Origin of the sequence: Sorangium sp. So ce362, assembly GCF_051519845.1 — a bacterium.
Lineage (GTDB): Bacteria > Myxococcota_A > Polyangia > Polyangiales > Polyangiaceae > Sorangium.
In genome coordinates, this window is sequence record NZ_CP150332.1 from 5,742,012 (window position 1) to 5,761,647 (window position 19,636).

The following is a 19,636-nucleotide window of genomic DNA, read 5'->3' on the forward strand; positions in this document are numbered from 1 at the left end:
AGAAAATGAAGCCATGGGGTCCGGGGGGAACGACGATGGATCGCCCCTCCGGCCGACGCGTGGACGCCGGCACAGGGCAGAGCGCATGTCAACCAGTGGATCTCTCGTCGTCGTCGGCATCGGCATCCAGTGGGCCGGCCAGACGACCCTCGCAGCCCAGCGTGCCATCCAGCGCGCGGATCGCGTGCTCTTCGCGGTCGCCGACCCGTGGGCCGCGCGCTGGGTGCGCAGCCTGAACCCGGCGGCCGAGTCGCTGCCCTACGGGCAGGGCAAGACGCCGCGGCGGTCGATCTACGCCGAGATGGTCCAGCGCGTCCTGGGAGAGGTGCGCAAAGGGCTCAAGGTCTGCGCGGTGTTCTACGGGCACCCGGGCGTGCTCGCGAGCGCGGCGCACGAGGCGGTCCGGCAGGCGCGCGACGAGGGGTTCTCGGCCCGGATGCTGCCCGGCGTCTCGTCCATCGACTGCCTCTTCGCCGATCTCGGGTTGGACCCGGGCCGCGACGGGCTCCAGCTCTTCGAGGCGACCGATCTCCTCATCCGGGGGCGGGAGATCGACGCCCGGACGCCGCTCGTGCTGTGCCAGATCGGCGGCGTCGGCAACGCCGGGGTCTTCGACCCGTCGGACGCCGCGCGCATCCGCCGCGGGCTCGAGGCCCTCGTCGAGCGCCTGTGCCAGACCTACCCGGCCGCCCACGAGGCGGTGATCTACGAGGCGGCCGCGCACCCGCTGGCCTCGCCTCGGCTGGACCGGGTGGCGCTCTCGGCGCTCGCGGCGGCGCGGGTGGACGACATCTCGACGCTGTATGTGCCGCCGATCGCGCGGGCGGCCGTCGACCCGGAGGTGCTGGAGCGCATCGGCTGGGACGGCGGCGCCGGAGCCGGGGTGGATTCACCGCTTGTCCACTGATGAGGGAGCTCATGGCAGAGAATGAATGCACGATGCGCAAGAGCCTCGCCCAGCAAGGTGAGGTGCACCGCAGAAACGGCGAGTACACCGCGGCGATCCAGCTCTTCACCGAGGCGCTCGCGATCGACAGCGAGTACGCGTGGGCCTACGCTCACCGGGGCGCTGCGCGCGCGGCGATCGACGACTGGGAGGCCTGCTGCGAGGATTTCGAGACGGCGTTGAAGCTGAAGCCCGATTACGGGTGGGCGTACGCGCGCTGGGGAGAAGCTCATCGGATGCATGCTAGCTACAGGCTGGGCAGGGCCGACACGCCCCCGGACTGGCGCGAGCAGCACGCGGTCATCGACCGCGGGATCGAGCTCCTCGAACGAGCTGCCGAGCTGTCGCCGGGGAGCGCCTGGACCTTCGCCCACCGGGGCGCGGCGTACATGTACAAGTACTGGCTCGAGGTGATGCCCAGGCTGGTGCCGGCCCTGGAGCTGGACAACCGCCCGGCGCCGGAGGCGCAGAACGGCAGCGACGCCGCGTCGCGAGCGCTGCAGGACCTCGACAAAGCCAGCGAGCTCAATCCGCAGTACGCGTGGGCCTTCGCGTTCAAGGCATGCGTCCTGGCGCTCATCGCGCGGGAGCAGCTCGATATGAAGCCCGGGCTTCTCGAGGCGCACGATTGCCTGCTCAAGTCGCTCGCGCTCGACGTCGACAAGCGGCTGCCAGTCCACCGCGCCGCCGCAAAGGCCCTGAGCTCCGCGGGGACTTTCCGTGAGTCCGTGGCCGCAGGGCTCAACGGCGTGGCGAAGGATCCGTCGGATGTCTTCTCGCGCTACTTCATCGCCGTCGGGCTGAAACACCTCGATGACCCCCTCGCGCCGGTGGTCATCGAGCACACCCGGAAGGTGCTCGAATCTACAAAGAGCGAAATCGACACGATGCTTCACGGACTGGACGTGCTCGAAGGCCGGGTGGGCGGCATGTCCATCGTGAGCGAGCGAAATAACCTGTCCGTCGAGGCAATCGCGCTCGTGGCCTTCGATCCCACGTGGAGCGAACTCCACATGAAGCCGCTCTCGTCGCTCGAAATTCGAGAGCTCCAATCCAAGAACGACTGAACCACAGGAGGATTCATGGATCATCTCTTCGACCTGCTCACCGAGCTGAGCATCGACCCTTTCAAGCAGACCGCGTTGATGGCTGACCGGCAGGATGAGCTGCGCACCGACGAGGAGCGGGCCGCGCTGGAACAGCGGGGTTCGCCCGAGGTGCAGGCCGCGATCGCGGGAGGCGCGTGGACCCGATGCGCCGGTCTCCTGGATCCCGGCCCCGACCCGAGCGAGGACGAGGATCCCGACCACTCCGACCTCCGGGACGAGAGCCCCCACGCCTTCCAGAACGACCGGCGCCACGCGGCGCGGTGACCCGGCCGCCAAGAGCGCGGGCTCAGCCCATGCGCGCGGATGTGAGCCAGTCAAGTGAATGGAGAACGAATCCATGAGTTCCGGGGGGGATGGCTCTGTATCGCGCGAGCGGCCGTCGACCTGGACGTGCTGGAGCACATCGGCTGGGACGGCGACACCGCGCCCGGGGCGGATCCAACGCTTGTGCACTGATGAGGGAGCGCATGACAGACAAAGAACGCACGAAGCTCAAGAGCCTCGCCCAGCAAGGCGAGGTGCACCGCACGAACGGCGAATACACCACGGCGATCCAGTGCTTTACCGACGCGCTCGCGATCGACGACAAGTACGCGTGGGCCTACGCTCACCGGGGCGCCGCCCACGCAGCCATCGACGACTGGAAGTGCTGCTGCGAAGATTTCGAGACCGCGCTGAATTTGCAACCGGAATACGGCTGGGCCGTCGGGCACTGGGCGGAGGCCTTCAGGACCCACGCGATCTACAACATGTCCGGGCAGAGCTGGGAAGAGCTGCACAGCCTCGTGGACAGGTCGGTCGAGCTCTTCGATACGGCGATCACGCTCTCGCCGGGGAGCGCCTGGACCTTCGCCCACCGCGGCGCAGCGTACACATTCAAATACTGGCTCGACATGATGCCGAAGCTCGCGCCGAAGCTCGGCCTGGACGCCGCGCACGTGGCGCCGCGCAGGGCGAGCTGCGGCAAGAGCGCCGCGGAGCTGGCGAGGGAGAGCTTCGATAGGGCGTGCCAGCTCAACCGGCGCTACGCCTGGGCGCACGCCTTCAAGGCGATCCTCCTCGGCCTCGTCGCGGGCGAGAAGCAGGGGGCGCCGAAGGATTTCGACGAGGCGCGCCAAGCCTTGCTCGAGGCGCTCCTGCTCGACGTCAACCAGCGGCTCGTGCTCGATCGCCCGCTCGCGACGCTCCTGCACAGCGCCGGACGCTTCGAGCAGTCGGTCGCTGTCGGGACGTCCGGCCTTCAGAAGGATCCGGAGGATGTCGTCTCGCGCTATCTCGTCACCGTCGGGCTCAAGCGGCTTGGCGACCCGCTCGCGCCGGCGGTCATCCAGCAGACGCGAAGGCAGCTCGAGTTTGCCCGGTCCGAGATCCAGGTGATGCTCCTCGGGCTCGATCTGCTCGACAAGCCCGGCAGCGAAGGCACGGTGCTCGAGACGCTGTCGCGCGAGCGCCTGTCCGTCGAGGCCATCGGGCTCGTCGCCTTCGACCCCACGTGGAGCGCTGTCCGCGCGGCGTCCGCGGAGGCCGACGGCAGCACGACAGGCCCCGCCAAGCCCACAAAAGAGTGAGAGAGAGAGAGACAGAGGAGGATTCATGGATCATCTTTTCAAGCGGCTCACCGAGCTGAGCGTCGACCCCTTCGAGCACGCCGCGTTCACGGCCGGCGGGCAGGACGCGGCGCTCACGGACGAGGAGCGCGCCGCGCTCGCGCGATCGCGCTCGCCCGATGCGCAGGCCGAGATCGCGGGCGGGGCGTGGAGCCGATGCGCCTGGATCGGTGACCCGGGTCCCGACCCCGACGAGGATCCCGACCCCCCGGGCCGAGAGGCGCAGGGGTCGCGGGCCGGCCATCGCCTCCCCGGCGGCGGTCGCGGGCTCTGAGCAGGGAGAGGGTCGCCTAACCCGTCGTGGTGGAGAAGGATGATGGACATCTGCGGCTGTGAGATCATCGAGCGGCTCCGGGAGGGCGCCCGCTCGACCGCCTACCGTGCGAGGCGGCGTTCGGACGGGCTCCCTCTGGTGCTCAAGGTCCTGAAGGAGCAGAATCCGTCGCAGGCGCAGATCGCGTCGCTCCGCCACGAGCACGCGATCCTGAGCGATCTCAAGGACGTCGACGGCGTCGTGCGCAGCCACGGCGTCGAGGAGGACGGCGGGCGATATGCCCTCTTGATCGAGGACTTCGGCGGCACCTCGCTCAAGGCGATGAACGCCGCCGGGACGCTCTCGCTCGAGCGGACGCTCGCGCTGGCCATCGACGTGGTGTGTGTCCTCGAGGCGATCCACCAGCGCCGCGTCGTCCACCGCGATCTCAACCTCTCCAACATCGTGATGAACCCGGCCGACGGGCGGGTGAAGGTGATCGATTTCGGCCTCGCCTCGGTGCTCCCGCAAGAGTCGACGTCGTTCACGAGCCCCGGAGGCCTCAAAGGCACGCTGGCGTACATGTCTCCGGAGCAGACGGGCCGGATGAACCGGTCTGTCGACTACCGGACAGACTACTACTCGCTCGGGGTGAGCCTCTACGAGCTGCTCACCGGCCGTCTCCCCTTCACGGCGGATGACGTGCTCGAGCTGGTGCACGCGCACATCGCGCGGCAGCCTCCCTCGCCGCGGGCGTCTAACCCGGCGATCCCCGAGGTCCTCGCGCAGATCGTGCTCAAGCTGATGGCGAAGAGCGCCGACGATCGCTACCAGTCCGCGCGCGGCATCCGCGCCGACCTCGCGGGCTGCCTCGAGAGGCTCCGCCAGCACGGCGCCGTCGATCCGTTCCCGATCGGGCGACACGACCGCTCCGAGCGGTTCCACCTGCCGCAGAAGCTGTACGGCCGCGACGTTGAGGTCCAGGCGCTCATGGCGGCGTTCGAGCGGGTCGACCAGGGCGCGGTGCTCATGCTCGTGTCCGGCTACTCCGGCGTCGGGAAATCAGCGCTCATCCACGAGGTGTACCGCCCGCTCACCGCGCGGCGCGGCGTCTTCATCGCCGGCAAGTTCGACCAGTACCGCGACGACGCCCCGCACGCCGCGCTGGCGCAGGCGCTCCACGCGCTGGTCGAGCAGCTCCTCACCGAGAGCGAGGACCGCCTCGCGGCGTTCCGCTCGCGGGTGCGCGAGGCGCTGGGAGCGGGAGCACGGGTCCTCATCGACGCGTGCCCGAGCCTCGAGCTCGTGCTCGGGCCACAGCCCGAGGTGCCGGTGCTGCCGCCCACCGAGGCGCGCCAGCGCTTCAACCAGACGGTGCGCGATCTGGTCGCCGCCATCGCCACGCCGGAGCACCCTCTCTGCATCTTCTTCGACGACCTCCAGTGGGCCAACCTCGACGCCTTGAAGCTGCTGGAGGAGCTGCTCAACGCCGCGCAGGATCTGCCGCTCTTCTTGATCGGCTCCTACCGGGACAACGAGGTCACCGACGTCCATCCCCTCTCCCTGGCGGTCCGGGAGATCGCAGCGCGCGGCGCGCGCGTCGAGCGGCTCTCGCTCGCGCCGCTGGGGCTCGACCCCATGAAAGAGATGGTCGGCGACGCGCTCGGCGCCTCGCCCGAGGAGGCCGCCCCGCTCGCCGATCTCCTGCTCTCGCGCACCGCGGGCAATCCGTTCTTCGTGCGCGCGTTCCTGAGCTCGCTGTACGCCGATGGGCTGATCGAGCGCAGCGCCGACGGCTTCCGCTGGGACCTGGACCGCATCCGGCAGCGCGGGATCACCGACAACGTCGTCGAGCTCATGGTGGCCCGGGTGCGGAAGCTCTCGCCCGCGGCGCAGGACCTGCTCAAGGTGGCGGGCTGCCTCGGCGGCATGTTCGACCTCGGCACGCTCGCGATCGCGGCGGAGCGGCCGGTGGAGGAGGTCGGACGCGACCTGTGGAGCGCGGCCGCAGAGGGGCTCTTGATCCCGATGGATCAGGTCAGCTCCGCCGTGCAGATGGGGGCGGCGGGGCCAGGCCTCCGCTGTCGGTTCGCGCACGACCGCATCCAGCAGGCCGTCGTCTCGCTGCTGGACGAGGAGGCGGGGCCGCGCCTGCGCCGGGACGTCGGCAGGAGGCTCCTCGGGCGCTCGAGCGCGGAGGAGTCGGCCGGCCGGCTGTTCGACATCGTGGGGCTGCTCAACCAGGGGCGAGCGGCGATCGAGCAGCGCGAGGAGCTCATCGATCTCGCGCGTCTCAATCTGCAGGCGGCGCGGAGGGCGCTCCAGGCCGGCGCGGGGCAGCAGGCGCGGGTCTACGGTCAGGCGGGCATTGCGCTCCTCGGCGCCGAGGACTGGAGCACGCGCTACGAGCTCGCCCGCGACATCCACCTCGCCGCGGCCGAGGCCGCGTTCTCCCAGGGCGACTTCGAGGCGACGCAGACCCTGTGCGAGGTCGTCCGGCCGAGGGCCGCGAGCGCGCTCGACGAGGTCAAGCTCCTCGACTTGGAGGGGCACGCCCTCTATTCGCAGCAGCGGCTCGCCGACGCGATGCGGGTATACCTTGAGGCGCTCGGGCGGCTCGGCGTCGAGATGCCGAAGAACGCGGCTGCCGAGGACGTCGAGCGGGAGCTCGCCCTCACGGCGGAGACGCTCGGCGACCGGCCGATCGAGGAGCTCGCCGACCTGCCGGAGTGCAGCGATCCGGCGGACCGGGCGAGGATGGCCCTCCTCAACCACGTGATCAACATCGCCGTGATCACGGGGGCGAGGCTGCTCTCGATCGCGGTCTGCCGGCTCGTCCGGATGTCGCTGCGCTGCGGGGGCGCGCCGCAATCCCCCTTCGGGTACGCCTACTACGGCTTCCTCCTCCTCTCCCGGGACGAGCTCGATCGGGCCTACCGCTTCGGCCGGCTGGCGCTGCGGCTCGCAGATCGGTTGAGCGACAAGGGGTCTCGCGCGCACACCTATCTCTATGGCGGCTTCATGGTCATTCACGTGAAGACGCCGCTCCACGAGCTCTCGCCGCTGTTCTCGGACGCCTATCGCTTCGCGCTGGAGGCCGGCACGCCGTACCAGGCCGCCAACGCGGGGGTGACGGTCTGCATGACGCGGCTGCTCGCCGGCGTCGACCTCGGGACGCTCGCCGCCGACATGGAGCAGTACGCGCACGGGATCGCGAAGCTCCACCAAACCATGGTCCTCGGCTGGATGCAGATCTACCAGCAGACCGTGCACGACCTGCGCGGCAAGTCCTCCGATCAGGTCGTGCTCGCCGGCCCCGCGTACGTCGAGGCCGAGCGGGTCCCGCAGCAGCGCGCGGCCGGCGACATGGGGGCGATGTTCAACTACCATTTCTGCAAGACGCTGCTCTGCTACGTGTTCGGCGAGCACGAGCAGGCCGCGGCAACCGCGGAGGCCGCCGCGCCCTACGCCGCCATCGTCGAGCGATCGACGTCGGCGGCGCCGTGGATGCTGCTCGAGTCGCTCGCCCACCTCGCGGTCCACGACCACGCCGACGAGCCCGCGCGCGAGCGCATCGGCGCGCTCGTGGAGCGGAACATCGCCAAGCTCGAGACGTGGCGCGAGCACTGCCCGGCCACCTACGAGCATAAGCTGCTCCTCATCCGCGCCGAGCGCGCGCGCGTGCTCGGCCAGGACGACGCGGCCCGCGACGCCTTCGAGCGCGGCGCGGAGCTCGCGGAGAAGAGCGGCTATCAGCACGAGGCCGCCATCGCCCACGAGCTCGCCGGGCGCTTCTACCTCGCGCGGGGCGACCAGAAGCTCGCGCGGCAGCACCTGCGCGACGCGCACGAGGGCTACCTGCGCTGGGGCGCGGTCGCCAAGGCCAAGGCGCTGGAGAAGCAGCACCCGGGGCTCGTGCCGCACGTCGCCTCCGGCATCCTGGCGGCGTCGAAGTTCTCGGAGACGGCCGGCCGGGAGCTCGATTTCAGCGTCCTCGACCTGATCAGCGTCCTCAACGCCTCGCAGGACCTCTCGCGCGAGATCGAGCTCGACCGCCTCCTCGCCCGGCTGATGCAGATCCTCCTGGAGACGAGCGGCGCCGAGATCGGGTACCTGCTCCTCGAGCAAGGCGGCCAGTGGGTGGTGGAGGGCGAGAAGTCCGTCGATGAGGACGCCAAGGTCCTCCAGTCGATCCCGATAGCCGATCTCGCGCCCCGGGGGCGCCGGGGTCTGCCCACCTCGATCGTCTATTACGTCGCGCGCGCGCAGGAGAGCGTCGTGCTCGACGACGCCGCCGCGAACCCCCGCTTCGGACGCGACCCCCACATCGCCGAGCACGCGATCGGCTCGGTGCTCTGCTTCCCGCTCGGCCGCCCGGGAGGCCGGCGCGGCATCGTCTACCTCGAGAACAGCCTGGTCAAAGGCGCCTTCACCCCGGCCCGCATGCGCATCCTGCAGATGCTCTCGACGCAGGCGGTCATCTCGCTCGAGAACGCCGCGCTCTACAACACCCTGGAGCAGCGGGTCCAGGCGCGCACCCGGGAGCTGCAGGTGAAGAACGAGGAGCTCGCGGCCACCCTGAAGCGCCTGCGCGAGGCCCAGGACCGCATGATCGTGCAAGACCGGCTCGCCTCGCTCGGCTCGCTCACGGCCGGCATCGCCCACGAGCTCCGGAATCCGCTCAACTTCGTCAACAACTTCGCCGAGCTCTCGGCCCGCCTCATCGACGACATCGGCGGTGACATATCGACCCTCGCCCGGGGGCTCGACGACGGCCGCGAAGAGTACCTCACCGAGGCGCTCGGCGACCTGACGAGCAGCGTGAAGAAGATCGGCGAGCATGGCCAGCGCATGGAGGGCATCATCCGCTCGATGCTCGATCACTCGCGGGGTGAGCGCGGAGAGCGCCAGGAGGTCGACTTCAACACGCTCGTGACGACCTACGTCAACATCGGTTATCACGGCGCCCGCGCGCGCGCCTCATCGGCCGAGATCGCGATCGAGCTCGACCTCTCCCCTTCCATCGGCCAGGTGAGCCTCGTCCCCCAGGAGATCAGCCGCGTGGTCATCAACCTCGTCGACAACGCCTGCTACGCCGTGCGGCGGAGAGACCCGGCGCGCGGACAGGGGCCCTCCCCCCGTATCCGGGTCACGACACACGATCTCGGCGATCGTGTCGAGCTCCGTGTCCATGACAACGGCGTCGGCATCCCCGCGGGGATCCGGGACAGGATCATGAACCCCTTCTTCACGACGAAGCCGCCGGGCGAGGGCACGGGGCTCGGGCTCTCGATCTGTCATAACATCGTCGTCGAGGGCACCGGGGGCACCCTCACCTTCGAGACGGAAGAAGGGGAGTTCACCGAGTTCATCGTGACGCTCCCGAAGCGCGTGTCCGGCCCGGAGCTCGGTGCTGTGTAGGCGCCCTGACCAGACCACCGCGCGGCCCCTACAACGATCCTCCCGCGCCGCGCGCAATGGAGCGCCATGGAGGCGGATGGCTGTAGGGCAGAGCGCGCGCTGCTCCATTGACTCCCGTATGCCACGGCTGTAACATGCGCCCCGCCATGGCAGAACCCATCATCGCCGAGAAGTACATGCTGATACGGCATATCGGCGGTGGCGGCATGGGGCAGATCTGGGAGACGGAGGACTTGCGCCTTCAGCGGCGCGTCGCGCTCAAGCTGATGAGCGCCGAACACGTGGAGTCGCCGGAGTCGTGCGCCCGCTTCGATCGCGAGGCCAAGGCGATTGCGCAGCTCCGCAATCAGCACGTCGTGCACATCTACGATTACGGGATCGACCGCGGGATCGACGAGGAGCGGCCGTACATCGCGATGGAGCTGCTCGAGGGCGAGGATCTCCAGCGCCGCCTCGATCGCGTGAGGCGGCTCCCGCTCCCGGCGGTCGCGTCGATCGTGACGCAGGCGGCGCGGGGCCTCGCGGCCGCGCACGCGGCGGGCATCGTGCACCGCGATCTGAAGCCCGGGAACGTCTTCCTCGCCCGGACCGAGGCCGATGAGGTCGTGAAGCTCCTCGACTTCGGCGTGGTCACCATGCTGTCGAGGACCGACGATCTGCGCCTCACCGGCGGCGGCGGCCTCATCGGCACGCCGACGTACATGAGCCCGGAGCAGATGCGCGGCTCCGTCGTGGACCACCGGAGCGATCTCTGGTCGCTGGGCGTCCTCGCCTACTGCGCGCTCACCGGCGAGCTGCCGTTCTCGGCGCAGACGCTCGCCACGCTCGTCATGGGCATCTGCACGGAGACCTTCCCTCCCCCGTCGAGCCTCGTCCCCGAGCTGTCGCCAGAGCTCGACCGGTTCTTCGAGCGCGCGCTGGCCAAGGACCCGACCCAGCGCTTCCGGTCGGCGCGCGAGATGGCTGCCGCGTTCACCGCGCTGGCCGCCGGCAACGAGCGGCGCCCGGCCAAGATCCTGATCGCCGACGACGAGCCTGACGTCTCCACCCTCATCAAGCAGTGCTTTCGTCGCCAGATCCGCGAGGGCATCTACAACTTCGTCTTCGCCGAGGACGGCGAGGGCGCCCTCGCCGCGCTCCGCAACCACCCCGACATCGACGTCATCCTCACCGACATCAACATGCCCCGCATGAATGGTCTCACGCTGCTCGCCCACCTCGGCGATGTGACCCCGCACGCGCGGGCGGTGGTCGTGTCCGCGTATGGCGACATGCAGAACATCCGCACCGCCATGAACCGGGGCGCGTTCGATTTCCTTGTGAAGCCCATCGCGCTCAACGATCTCGAGCTCACGATCGAGAAGACGCTGAAGCAGGTGCGCGAGCTGCGCGACAACAGCCGGTCGAACCGGGAGAACGACCTCCTGCGCACGTTCGCGAGCCCGCTCGCCGTCGAGCGGCTCCGCAGCCCCGACGGCTTCGGGGCGTGCGAGGTCGCGGAGGGCACCGTCGCCTTCCTCGATCTGGCCGGCTTCCACGACGCGGTCCGGGGCAAGCGCGCGGAGGAGACGGTGCGGGTGCTGAACGCGAACCTCGATGTCATCGCGCTCGAGCTCTCGATGCGGGGTGGGATGGTCGACAGGTTCCTGGGCGACTGCGTCATGGCCCTCTTCCGCGGCCCCGATCACGTCGCGCGCGCGCTCGACGCCTGCCTGGTCGTGCGCGCGCAGCTCGAGACGCTGGCGCGCCGCGCCGGGGAGACGTCGGCCTTCGTCCCCGGCATCTCCATCGGCGTGGCGACAGGCGAGCTCACCATCGCCGAGGTCGGCTCGAGGTCCTGCCGCCGGCTCGACTGCACGGTGCTCGGCGAGATCGTGAGCGTCGCCGCCCAGCTAGAGGCCGCGGCCGAGCGGAATCAGATCCTCGTGAGCGGAGACGTCCACACGAAGGCCGCCGGCTTTCAGTGCGCGCCGCGCGGGCAGCGCGCCTTCGTGGGCGCCGCGGGGCCCGTGGAGGTCTTCGAGCTCCTCGGCCGGGCGACCGCGGCGCAGGGGGCCGCCGCGGGCGCTCAGGGCGACATCCCCACGCTCGAGATTCGCTCCAGCCGAGCCACGTCGGCCTCCTGAGCGCTGGGTCCGAGGACCCGCTTCACCACCGGCTCGTGCAGCGCGAGCAGCCGCGACGGCGCGACGCCCAGGGCCACGGTCAGCGCCAGGATCGACAGCAAGACGGCCCGCTCGCGGAACAGGAGCGCGGAGATCGCCGCGCCGCTCGCCCGGCCGCGCGGGATCGGGCCCAGGAAGGTGCGCTGGAACGCGCGGAACATCGTGATCCCGTTGAGCGCCGTCGCCCCGAGCATCAGCACCGAGAGCACGGGGTGCACGTGCAGGATCCCGTGCAGGAGGAGATCCTCGCCGATGAACGTCAGCGCCCCCGGGAACCCGATCGTCGCGCACGCGAGCAGCAAGAAGAAGGCGGCCATGCGCGGCGTCTTCGCCACGAGGCCGCCGAGCTCCGCCATGTCCGCCGTGCCCGTGCGCGCCTCGATCGCCCAGACGACCATCGTCACCCCGGTGACGGCGATCGACAGCGCGAAGCTCTGGAGCAACGCGCCGCTCAGGCTCTGCGGGTTCATCGACGCGAGCCCGAGGAGCACGAGCCCCTTCTGGCTCGCCACGAGGTAGCCGATCATCCGGCGGAGATCCGTCTGCGTGAGCGCGAGGATCGAGCCGTGCAGGGCGCTGAAGAGCCCCAGCGCGGCGAGGATCGGCATGTCCTCGGCGCAGCTCTCGGGCAGGAGCGGCGCCACGACGCGCACGAGGACGCACAGGCCGACCTGCATCTCGGCGAGCAGGACGGTCACGCCGAGCGGCCCCCGCTCGAGCAGCACGGGCAGCCAGCCGTGGAACGGCACGGCGGCCATGCGCATCAGCACCGAGATGCCGATGAGCGCGAACAGCGGCGACTGCCACGCCTCGGGGATCCCGGCGCGGGCGACCTCCTGGAGGTCGAACGGCGGCGCCACGCCGCGGCGCGCGGCGAGCGCGGCCATGATGCCGAGCGCGAGGACGAGCGGCGCCGTGCCGCCGATCAGGAAGATGCGGTAGGTGCGCCGGAGGAGCTTGTCGGCCGCGCCCCTCCCGGCGATCAGGCGCGCGCCCGGCAGGAACGCGGCGACCCACGCCACCGCGAGCAACGCGAGGTCGGAGGCGCAGTAGACGCCGAGGATGGCGCTGCCCGTGGTGAGCAGCGCCGTGAGGTTCTGCCGATCGAGCGCGGCGCGCGGGCCCGCGGCGATCAGGGCGATCAGCATGAAGCCGAGCAGCGGGAACAGCGTGGCGGTGAAGCCGTCGAGGCCGAGGCGGAGGCGCACGCCGAGGAGCGGCACGGCGGGGCCGATCGCGTCGACCGCGACGCCGCCGGCGGCGTGGAACAGCGCGAGCGACACGAGCGAGAGCGCCAGGGTGAGCGCCGCGCCGGCGAGGGCCACGCGGCGCGCGGCCTCGTCGCTGCGCGCGCGGGAGACGGCCAGCGCGGCGAGCGCGGGCGCGAGCACGGTCGCCGAGAGGAGCAGGAACATGCTCATGAGCGCGCCCCCTTCGTGCTGGGCACCGGGGCCCCCGCGCCCGCGCGCTCGCCGCGAGCGCCCGCCTCGTCCGCGTCGCCGGCCTCGCGCTCGGCGAGGCCGCTCAGCGCCGCGACCCAGCGGCGCTCGAAGCCGTCGATCGCCTGCCCGAGGCGCATGAGCGGCGCAGCGACGAGCCGCTGCTGCAGCGCCTCCAGGTGGAAGCGATCGAGGGAGAGCCAGTACGCGCGCCGCACGAGCGACGCCGGCAGCACGCGGGCGGCGATCCCGAGGTGCGGCAGCGGCTCGCCGGCGTGCGCGGCCCGGATCTCCTGCGCGTCGCGGAGCGCCGAGGGCGCGCGCAGCATCTGCAGGCACCGCAGGCACGCGTGCGCGAAGAGGTGCACGAGCGCGAGCCGGTAGTACCCGAGCCCGATCTCCACGAACATGATCCCGACCTGCGACATCGTCGCGTACGCGAGCGCGCTCTTCACGTCCGCCTGCGCCCGGCCCACGAGCGTCCCGTAGGCGGCGGTGAGCGCCCCGACGCCGGCCACCACCACGCTCGCCACGGGCGAGCGCTCGAGCAGCGGGGCCGCGCGCAGCATCAAGTACACGCCCGCGTGGATCGAGATCGCCCCGTAGAAGAGCGCGCTCGACGGCGTCGGCCCCTCCATCGCGCGCGGGAGCCAGCTCCCGACGGGGAACAGCGCGCTCTTGCCCATCGCGGCGAGGAACAGGCACAGCGCGAGCGCCGTGGCCCCGGAGGCGCCGATCGCGGCGGCGGGCCCGGGCCACGCGGCGCCGCCGAACACCTCGGCGAAATGGGAGGAGCCCGAGATCCCGTGCATCAGCACCAGGGCCACGAGCAGCCCCACGTCGCAGAGCCGGTAGGTGATGTAGACGCGCAGCGCCGCCCGCGCCGGCGCCGCGCGCTCGTGGAAGAAGGCCACGAGGAGCACGCTCGTCGCGCCGACGAGCTCCCAGCCGGCGAAGAGCAGGTCGATGCTCCCCGCGGACACGAGCGCCAGCATGCCCGTCGAGAACAGGGCGAGGAGCAGGAAGAACCGCGCGAACCCCGCCTCGCGATGCAGGTACGCGACCGAGAACCTGCCGGCGATGAGCGCGATGAGCGAGACGAGCACCATCATCGTCGTCGACAGCCGGTCGACGAGCAGGACGACGTCGAACGAGTAGCCCGAGGCCTCGAACCAGCGCCCGAGCTCCACCGAGAGGAAGGCGTAGGGCGCCATGACGGACGAGCCCCAGACGACGAGCGAGGCGGCGAGCGAGAGCGAGAGGGCCGACAGCACGACGCCCGACACGACGCGCTCGCCCGGCGTGCGCAGCAGGAGCAGGTAGGCGCCGAGCGCGGCGAACGCGAGCGCCGGCGAGAGCACGGCGAGCGCGGCGAGCTTGCCGAGGAGGACGTCAGGCAGCATGGGAGGCGATCTCCGGCGAGGGCCGCGGAGGCGCGGCGGCGGCGTGGACGATGGCGGGCGGGAGGAAGCCGCGCTTGCCCGCGTACCAGTCGGCGGACCGCTGGACCGTGGGCAGAGGGTGCTCCGGGGGCGTGAACGGCGCGAAGGCGCCGCGGGCGAGGTGCGCGATCTGGCCCGTCGCCGGATCGACGCAGACGAGCTGGATCCAGCCGTTGAAGATGAGCTCGCGGAGCGAGGGCTGCCGCGCGCAGATCGCCGCGGCCGTCTCCGTGCTCGCCTCCACGATGACGAGCAGGCGCACCGGCTCGTGGATCTCGATCATCTGCTTCGGCAGGCCGGTGCGCAGATCGCTCAGCGAGCCGTCCATGACGCCGAGCAGCGAGGCGAGGTTGTGCGGGAGCTTGGTCCCGGCGCCGTAGCGGAGGTTGTCGACGCGGGAGAAGTAGTACTCGAGGTTGATCCCCGCCCCGACAGGACCGGCGGAGAGCAGGACGCGCTCGAGGATCGCGCCGGTGGGGTCCTGGGCCGGGTCGTACGAGACGAGGAACGCCCGGCGGTCGAGGAACAGCCCGCGGGTGAGCTCGCGGTGGCCGACCACGCAGACAGCGTTTGTGGCGTGGCCGAGCTCGGGCCGGGCCTCGCTGAGGTCCACGGCGCGCGCCTCGACGTGCGCGAGCGCCCGCTCGGGGCTCAAGCGCTCCGAGGCCGACGCGAAGCGACGGCAGCGCTCGTGCGCGTGCCGCTTGCGCGCCTCGCCGAGGGCGTCGATGAGCGCCGCGATCTCGCCGCGGTGCGACGCCGGCGCGAGGTGCTCGTCGTAGAAGACGATCTCCTCCGTCGTCGTGTTGTTCATCCCGCCGAGGAAGAAGGTCCCGTCCGGGATGGCGATGCCGCGCTCGGCCAGGAGCGCGCGCACCTCCCGGTCGTTGGCCATGGCGGCGAACAGCCGCGCGTTCGGGCCGCCGTGCCGGCCGCCGCACGCGCCGCAGTCGTACGCGGACTGGTGCGGGTTGTTCACGCTGGCCGCGCCGTGCCCGAGCACCGCCACGATCGGCGCGAAGCCCCGGGTGAGCCCCATGCTCTCGAGCGTCGCCGCCACCCTGGCGGCCTTCTCGGAGGCCGTGAACGGCGCCCCTCCGCTGCCGGCCGGCTCCCCGTCCTCGTGCGGGCTGCGGAGGTGGGTCGGCACCGCCGGCAGGAGGCGGCGCTCGAGCGCGCGGCGCAGCCGCGCGGCGCTCCTCGGGAAGAGGGTGCGCCCGACGAGCGGGATCGTGGAGAGCAACCCGAGGGTCGGCGTGAGCAAGAGGCCGCGCGAGAGGGTCCGCGTCCCGTGCCCGAGCGCGTGGACGAGGCGCGCCCAGCGCCTGCGGCGCCCCTTCCGGAGGAGCCAGGCGTCCTCCCCGCGGGGCCGCTCGACGATCTCGTGCGCCGGCTCGACGCCGACGGGGCACAGGCTCACGTCGCCGGCGTCGTCGAGCCCGCGGTACCGGATCGGCACGCCGAAGAACCCGGCGAAGCCGAGCGTCTCGTGCCGCGGGGAGAGCTCCTCGAAATGCCGCCGGAGGCCCTCGCAGCGATCGTCGATGCAGAGCACGACCTGGAACCGAGGATCCACGACCGCGCGCTCGGCCGCCGGGCGCCGCAGGTTCGCCGCGATGCCGTGCAGCACCTCGACCCGGTGGTGATGCTCGTAGGCCTCGTGCAGGAGGCGCCGCCGCGCCACCTCGTCGAGCGCCTCGAGCGCCTCGAGCGCCCAGATGCGGTCCGCCGCCGCGAGCGGCTGGAGCTCTGCGACCGAGAGCCCCGCGAGCTGCGCGAGCTGGAACAGGCGGAACGGCCGATCGCAATCGGGCGAGCGTCGCGGCGGCTCGGCGTGCCTCGCGGCGCGCCGGGCGTGCTCGACGAGCCCCGCGAGGGGCCCCTCGAACCCGAGCCTCCGGCGCGCCACGTCGCGCAGGGCGTACCGGGCGAGGGTCAGGCGCACTGCGAGGTACTCGAGCAGCGACGCGGGCGGCGAGCCCTGCGGCCGGTCGCCCGGCGTATGCTCGAGGCGGTGGATCAAGCCCGCCCAGCCCGGCAGCTCGAGCAGGACGCGCGTCACGTAGCCTTCCCATCGATCCTCCGCGACGCCGAGGTCGCGCAGGGCGGCGACGACGATGGCGGCGGGCGGCGCGCTCGCCCCGAGCCGGCGGAGCTCCGCGCCGAGCCCGGCGAAGTGCGCGCCGGCCGGCGTCGATCCCTCCAGCACGAGGCGGCGGAACGCGCGAAAGAGCCCCTGCGCGCGGTCCGGCATCGCCCAGTGCGCGACGCCCTCGTCGAGGTAGGCGCCGAGGAGCCGGATGAAGAGCGGGTCGATGAGCTCGGCCGGATCTTCCCCCGTGAGCGCGAGCAGCAGATCGCGGTGCGATCGATCGACGCCCACGCGGCCGACGAGCGGCGGCTCGGCCGGCGGCGCGGGCGGCAGCGGCACCCTGCGGCACGCCTCCCAGAGGGCGAGCGCGGCGCGGGACTCCGGGTCGCCGCCGCCCTGATCGACGAGGCGCGCCGCGGCGTCGGGGCGGTCGGCGAGCCAGCGCTCGGTCTTGACGATGAGGCGGCGGTACGGCTCCGTCGGGAGGTCGGGCCGCAGCCTGCGCGTCTCTCCCGCCTCGGCGATGCGCCACCGGAGCCCTGCCTCGGTGACGGCCTCGACCCCGAAGCGCAGCGCGAGGCGCTCGATCTCGTTCCGTGACAGCGGGCCTCGGCGCTCGTCGGGCCTCTCGGCGAAGCGCTCGGCGAGCGCCGCCTCGATGTCCAGGTCGTCGATCCGACCTGACGCGATGTGCGCGCGGTACTCCGCCTCGGAGAGGAACGGTTCTGCCTCGAACAGCGCGCTCGCCGTGGCGAGCGCGTCGTGGAACGGCAGGTGCTGGAACGCGTGCAGCGTGTTGTGGTGGACGAACACGCCGATGGGCCCCTGCGCTGGCAGGAAGTGACCGGCGTGCTGGAGGAGGGTGCGCAGGCGCTCTGCTGGAGCTTCGTCTGCGCCGGACTTCGAACTTGGCTCGTTCATGTCAATCGTATGGTGGTGATTATCCCTCCAGATGCGTTGCGCGCACGCGGATCTTTCGCGCGTCTCGCCCGCAGCGTGCGGGCTCGACGGCGCATCTTCCTCATCATCATGCGCCCGGGGAGGCGGCTTCTCCTTCCGCTTCCGCTTCCGCGCAGAAAGGGGGTGCGAGGACATCGGACCGTGGTCGTCGAGGCCTGAGAGCGTCAGCGCCCGCCCCTCGCGCGCGAGGCTGGCCTTGAGATCGTGCAGGTTGGCCATGACCGTGTGATCGACAAGACCGGTGCCGGCGAGATCGATCTCGATGGCAGGGGCGCCCTGGTGCCGCGCGAGCCTCCGTTTGATCGAGAGGTAATTGCTGAAGACGGCGGCCTGCTTGACGCGCAGCACGACCCGCCCGCCGTCGACGTGCTCCTCGAGACCGGGCCGGAAGAGGTTGCGGAGCGGCGCGCCGTTGAGCACGTGGATGAGCATCTCCACGGCGATGCCGGCCGCGACCCCCACGAGCAGATCGGTCGCGATGGTGATCGCGGCGGTGGCGACGAAGACCACGAGCTGCTCCTTGCCGATGCGGAACGTCTTCACGAGCTCCCCGGGAGACGCGAGGCGGATGCCCGTGAACGTCAGCATCGCGGCGAGCGCGGCGAGGGGGATCCGGTGGATGAGCCCCGGCGCGAAGGCGACGAAGAGCAGGAGGAAGGCGCCGTGGAAGAAGTTCGAGAGCCGGCTCCTCGCGCCGTAGCCGAGGTTGGCGGAGCTGCGGACGATCTCCGAGATCATGGGCAGCCCGCCGAGCAGGCCCGCGACGAGGTTGCCGATGCCGGTCGCGAGCAGGTCCCTGTCGAGGTCAGGGCGGCGCCTCTCGGGATCGAGAGAGCTGACCGCCTTGGTGGACAGCAGCGACTCGATGCTTCCCACCATGGCGAACATCAGGACGTACTTGATGGACGCGGGCGAGGTGACGAGGCTGAAGTCCGGGAAGACGATCGCCTGCGCCAGGCTCCCCGGCAGGTTGACGAGGAACTGCGGCCCGATCGTGTAGATCGAGCCCGTCAGCGGGAGCGTGTACGTGTGCTCGTGCTCCAGGTCGAAGGCGAGCGCGAGCGGCATCGAGGCCGCGAGCACGAGGAGCGGCGCGGGGATCTTCTGCAACCATCGCGTTCTCCTGGCGAGCGCCGGAGCTCCGAACAGGAGGACGAGCGACAGGACGCCTATCAGGGCGATCTCGGGGTTCAGTCGGAGGACGCTGGCCGGGATCTCCAGCAGCAGCTGGAGCGGCGCCTTGGCGGTCGGGGTGACGCCGAGGAGCGTGTGAACCTGCTTCGAGCAGATGATGATCCCGATGGCCGCGAGCATGCCGTGCACCACCGAGGACGGGAAGAGGTCGCCGAGGGTGCCGGCGCGCGCGAGCGCGAAGGCGATCTGCACCACGGCGGCGACGGCGATGCAGGCGAGCGCGCGGCGGTAGCCTGTCGCGTTGTCCCCGCCGCCGAGCTCCTGTACCGCGCCGAGCGCGATGACGATGAGCCCCGCGGCCGGGCCCTTGATGGTGAGCGGCGCGCTGCCGAGCCAGGTGGCGACCACGCCGCCGATGACGGCGGTGAGCACGCCTGCGATGGGGGGAAATCCGCTCGCCATGGCGATGCCAAGGGAGAGCGGTAGAGCGATCAAGAAGACGAGGAATCCTGCGACGAGATCGCTCTTCCACGTCAATGGGCTTGGAGCTGGTGGATCCGGGATCTTCGGCATGGGCTTGGTGGTATTCGACCTTCGGATGCGCGGGCAGGACGTGAGTCCCGCAGCCGCTGTGCCGACCGCTGGTACGTTGTCGTCCAGGCTCGTCCAGGTTCGTCGCTCACGTGGCCAGCGCGCCAGCGAGCCTCAGAGATGGCTCGCCTCCACGCCGGTCCCTCCGCGGCGGACCTCGGATGAACTTGGGCGACGCGGTACTAGGAAACGAGGTGGACGGTTTCCAGTCCCCGGCCAGACGATCTTTCAGAAATGTTTCCTGACGCACCTACATCCAACTATTCCACTGTCAACGCATCGGCGCGCCGTGCCTGCGCCCCGCTCTCGGGCAGTGCGCGCCGTGCGGGCAAGCGCGCCTTCGTGGACGCCACGGGGCCCGTGGAGGTCTTCGAGCTCCTCGGCCGGGCGACCGCGGCGCAGGGGGCCGCCGCGGGCGCTCAGGGCGACATCCCCACGCTCGAGATTCGCTCCAGCCGAGCGACGTCGGCCTCCTGA

The 19,636-nt window shown here is 71.2% G+C and carries 11 protein-coding genes and 1 pseudogene; 8 read left to right on the forward strand and 4 right to left on the reverse strand.

Annotation, left to right across the window (positions count from 1 at the left end):
* Positions 1 to 85: 85 nt before the first annotated feature.
* The 7 genes from WMF17_RS21885 (at position 86) to WMF17_RS21915 (ending at position 11,462) form a co-directional block, all read left to right on the forward strand.
* Positions 86 to 907 (forward strand): SAM-dependent methyltransferase, encoded by an 822-nt coding sequence (locus WMF17_RS21885; RefSeq protein WP_437604023.1) that lies wholly within the window; start codon positions 86 to 88, stop codon positions 905 to 907.
* An 11-nt stretch (positions 908 to 918) separates the two neighbouring features.
* Complete coding sequence (locus WMF17_RS21890; protein WP_437651085.1) at positions 919 to 2,013, forward strand: tetratricopeptide repeat protein; 1,095 nt, start codon at positions 919 to 921, stop codon at positions 2,011 to 2,013.
* A gap of 15 nt (positions 2,014 to 2,028) precedes the next feature.
* Positions 2,029 to 2,319 (forward strand): hypothetical protein, encoded by a 291-nt coding sequence (locus tag WMF17_RS21895; RefSeq protein WP_437651087.1) that lies wholly within the window; start codon positions 2,029 to 2,031, stop codon positions 2,317 to 2,319.
* Positions 2,320 to 2,522: 203 nt separating this feature from the next.
* A complete protein-coding gene (locus WMF17_RS21900; RefSeq protein WP_437604026.1) occupies positions 2,523 to 3,623 on the forward strand; it encodes a tetratricopeptide repeat protein in 1,101 nt (366 codons plus the stop codon).
* 25 nt (positions 3,624 to 3,648) lie between these two features.
* Positions 3,649 to 3,936, forward strand: coding sequence for a hypothetical protein (locus tag WMF17_RS21905; RefSeq protein ID WP_437604027.1), 288 nt, complete (start codon positions 3,649 to 3,651; stop codon positions 3,934 to 3,936).
* Between the two features lie 39 nt (positions 3,937 to 3,975).
* The gene (locus WMF17_RS21910) at positions 3,976 to 9,336 is read left to right on the forward strand and encodes a trifunctional serine/threonine-protein kinase/ATP-binding protein/sensor histidine kinase (protein ID WP_437651089.1); all 5,361 of its coding nucleotides are present in this window, start codon (positions 3,976 to 3,978) and stop codon (positions 9,334 to 9,336) included.
* A 146-nt stretch (positions 9,337 to 9,482) separates the two neighbouring features.
* On the forward strand, positions 9,483 to 11,462 hold the full coding sequence (locus WMF17_RS21915) for a protein kinase domain-containing protein (protein WP_437651091.1): 1,980 nt from the start codon (positions 9,483 to 9,485) through the stop codon (positions 11,460 to 11,462).
* On the opposite strand, the gene WMF17_RS21920 is transcribed toward WMF17_RS21915, so the two are convergent.
* From WMF17_RS21920 to WMF17_RS21935, 4 genes and pseudogenes are all read right to left on the reverse strand, one after another.
* Positions 11,405 to 12,922, reverse strand: coding sequence for a complex I subunit 4 family protein (locus tag WMF17_RS21920; protein WP_437651093.1), 1,518 nt, complete (start codon positions 12,920 to 12,922; stop codon positions 11,405 to 11,407). The genes WMF17_RS21915 and WMF17_RS21920 overlap by 58 nt on opposite strands.
* A complete protein-coding gene (locus tag WMF17_RS21925) occupies positions 12,919 to 14,343 on the reverse strand; it encodes a proton-conducting transporter transmembrane domain-containing protein (RefSeq protein WP_437604031.1) in 1,425 nt (474 codons plus the stop codon). Before WMF17_RS21925 ends, WMF17_RS21920 begins: the two co-directional genes overlap by 4 nt.
* Positions 14,333 to 17,395 carry a YbcC family protein gene (locus WMF17_RS21930; protein ID WP_437604284.1) on the reverse strand — a complete coding sequence of 1,021 codons (3,063 nt, stop codon included), beginning with the start codon at positions 17,393 to 17,395 and terminating at the stop codon, positions 14,333 to 14,335. Before WMF17_RS21930 ends, WMF17_RS21925 begins: the two co-directional genes overlap by 11 nt.
* Positions 17,396 to 17,536: 141 nt before the next feature.
* Positions 17,537 to 19,141 (reverse strand): annotated as a pseudogene (locus WMF17_RS21935) (SulP family inorganic anion transporter); the annotation flags it as partial.
* Positions 19,142 to 19,501: 360 nt separating this feature from the next.
* Here WMF17_RS21935 and WMF17_RS21940 point away from each other — a divergent pair.
* Positions 19,502 to 19,636: a hypothetical protein gene (locus WMF17_RS21940; RefSeq protein WP_437651095.1), complete on the forward strand. Its 135-nt coding sequence runs from the start codon at positions 19,502 to 19,504 to the stop codon at positions 19,634 to 19,636.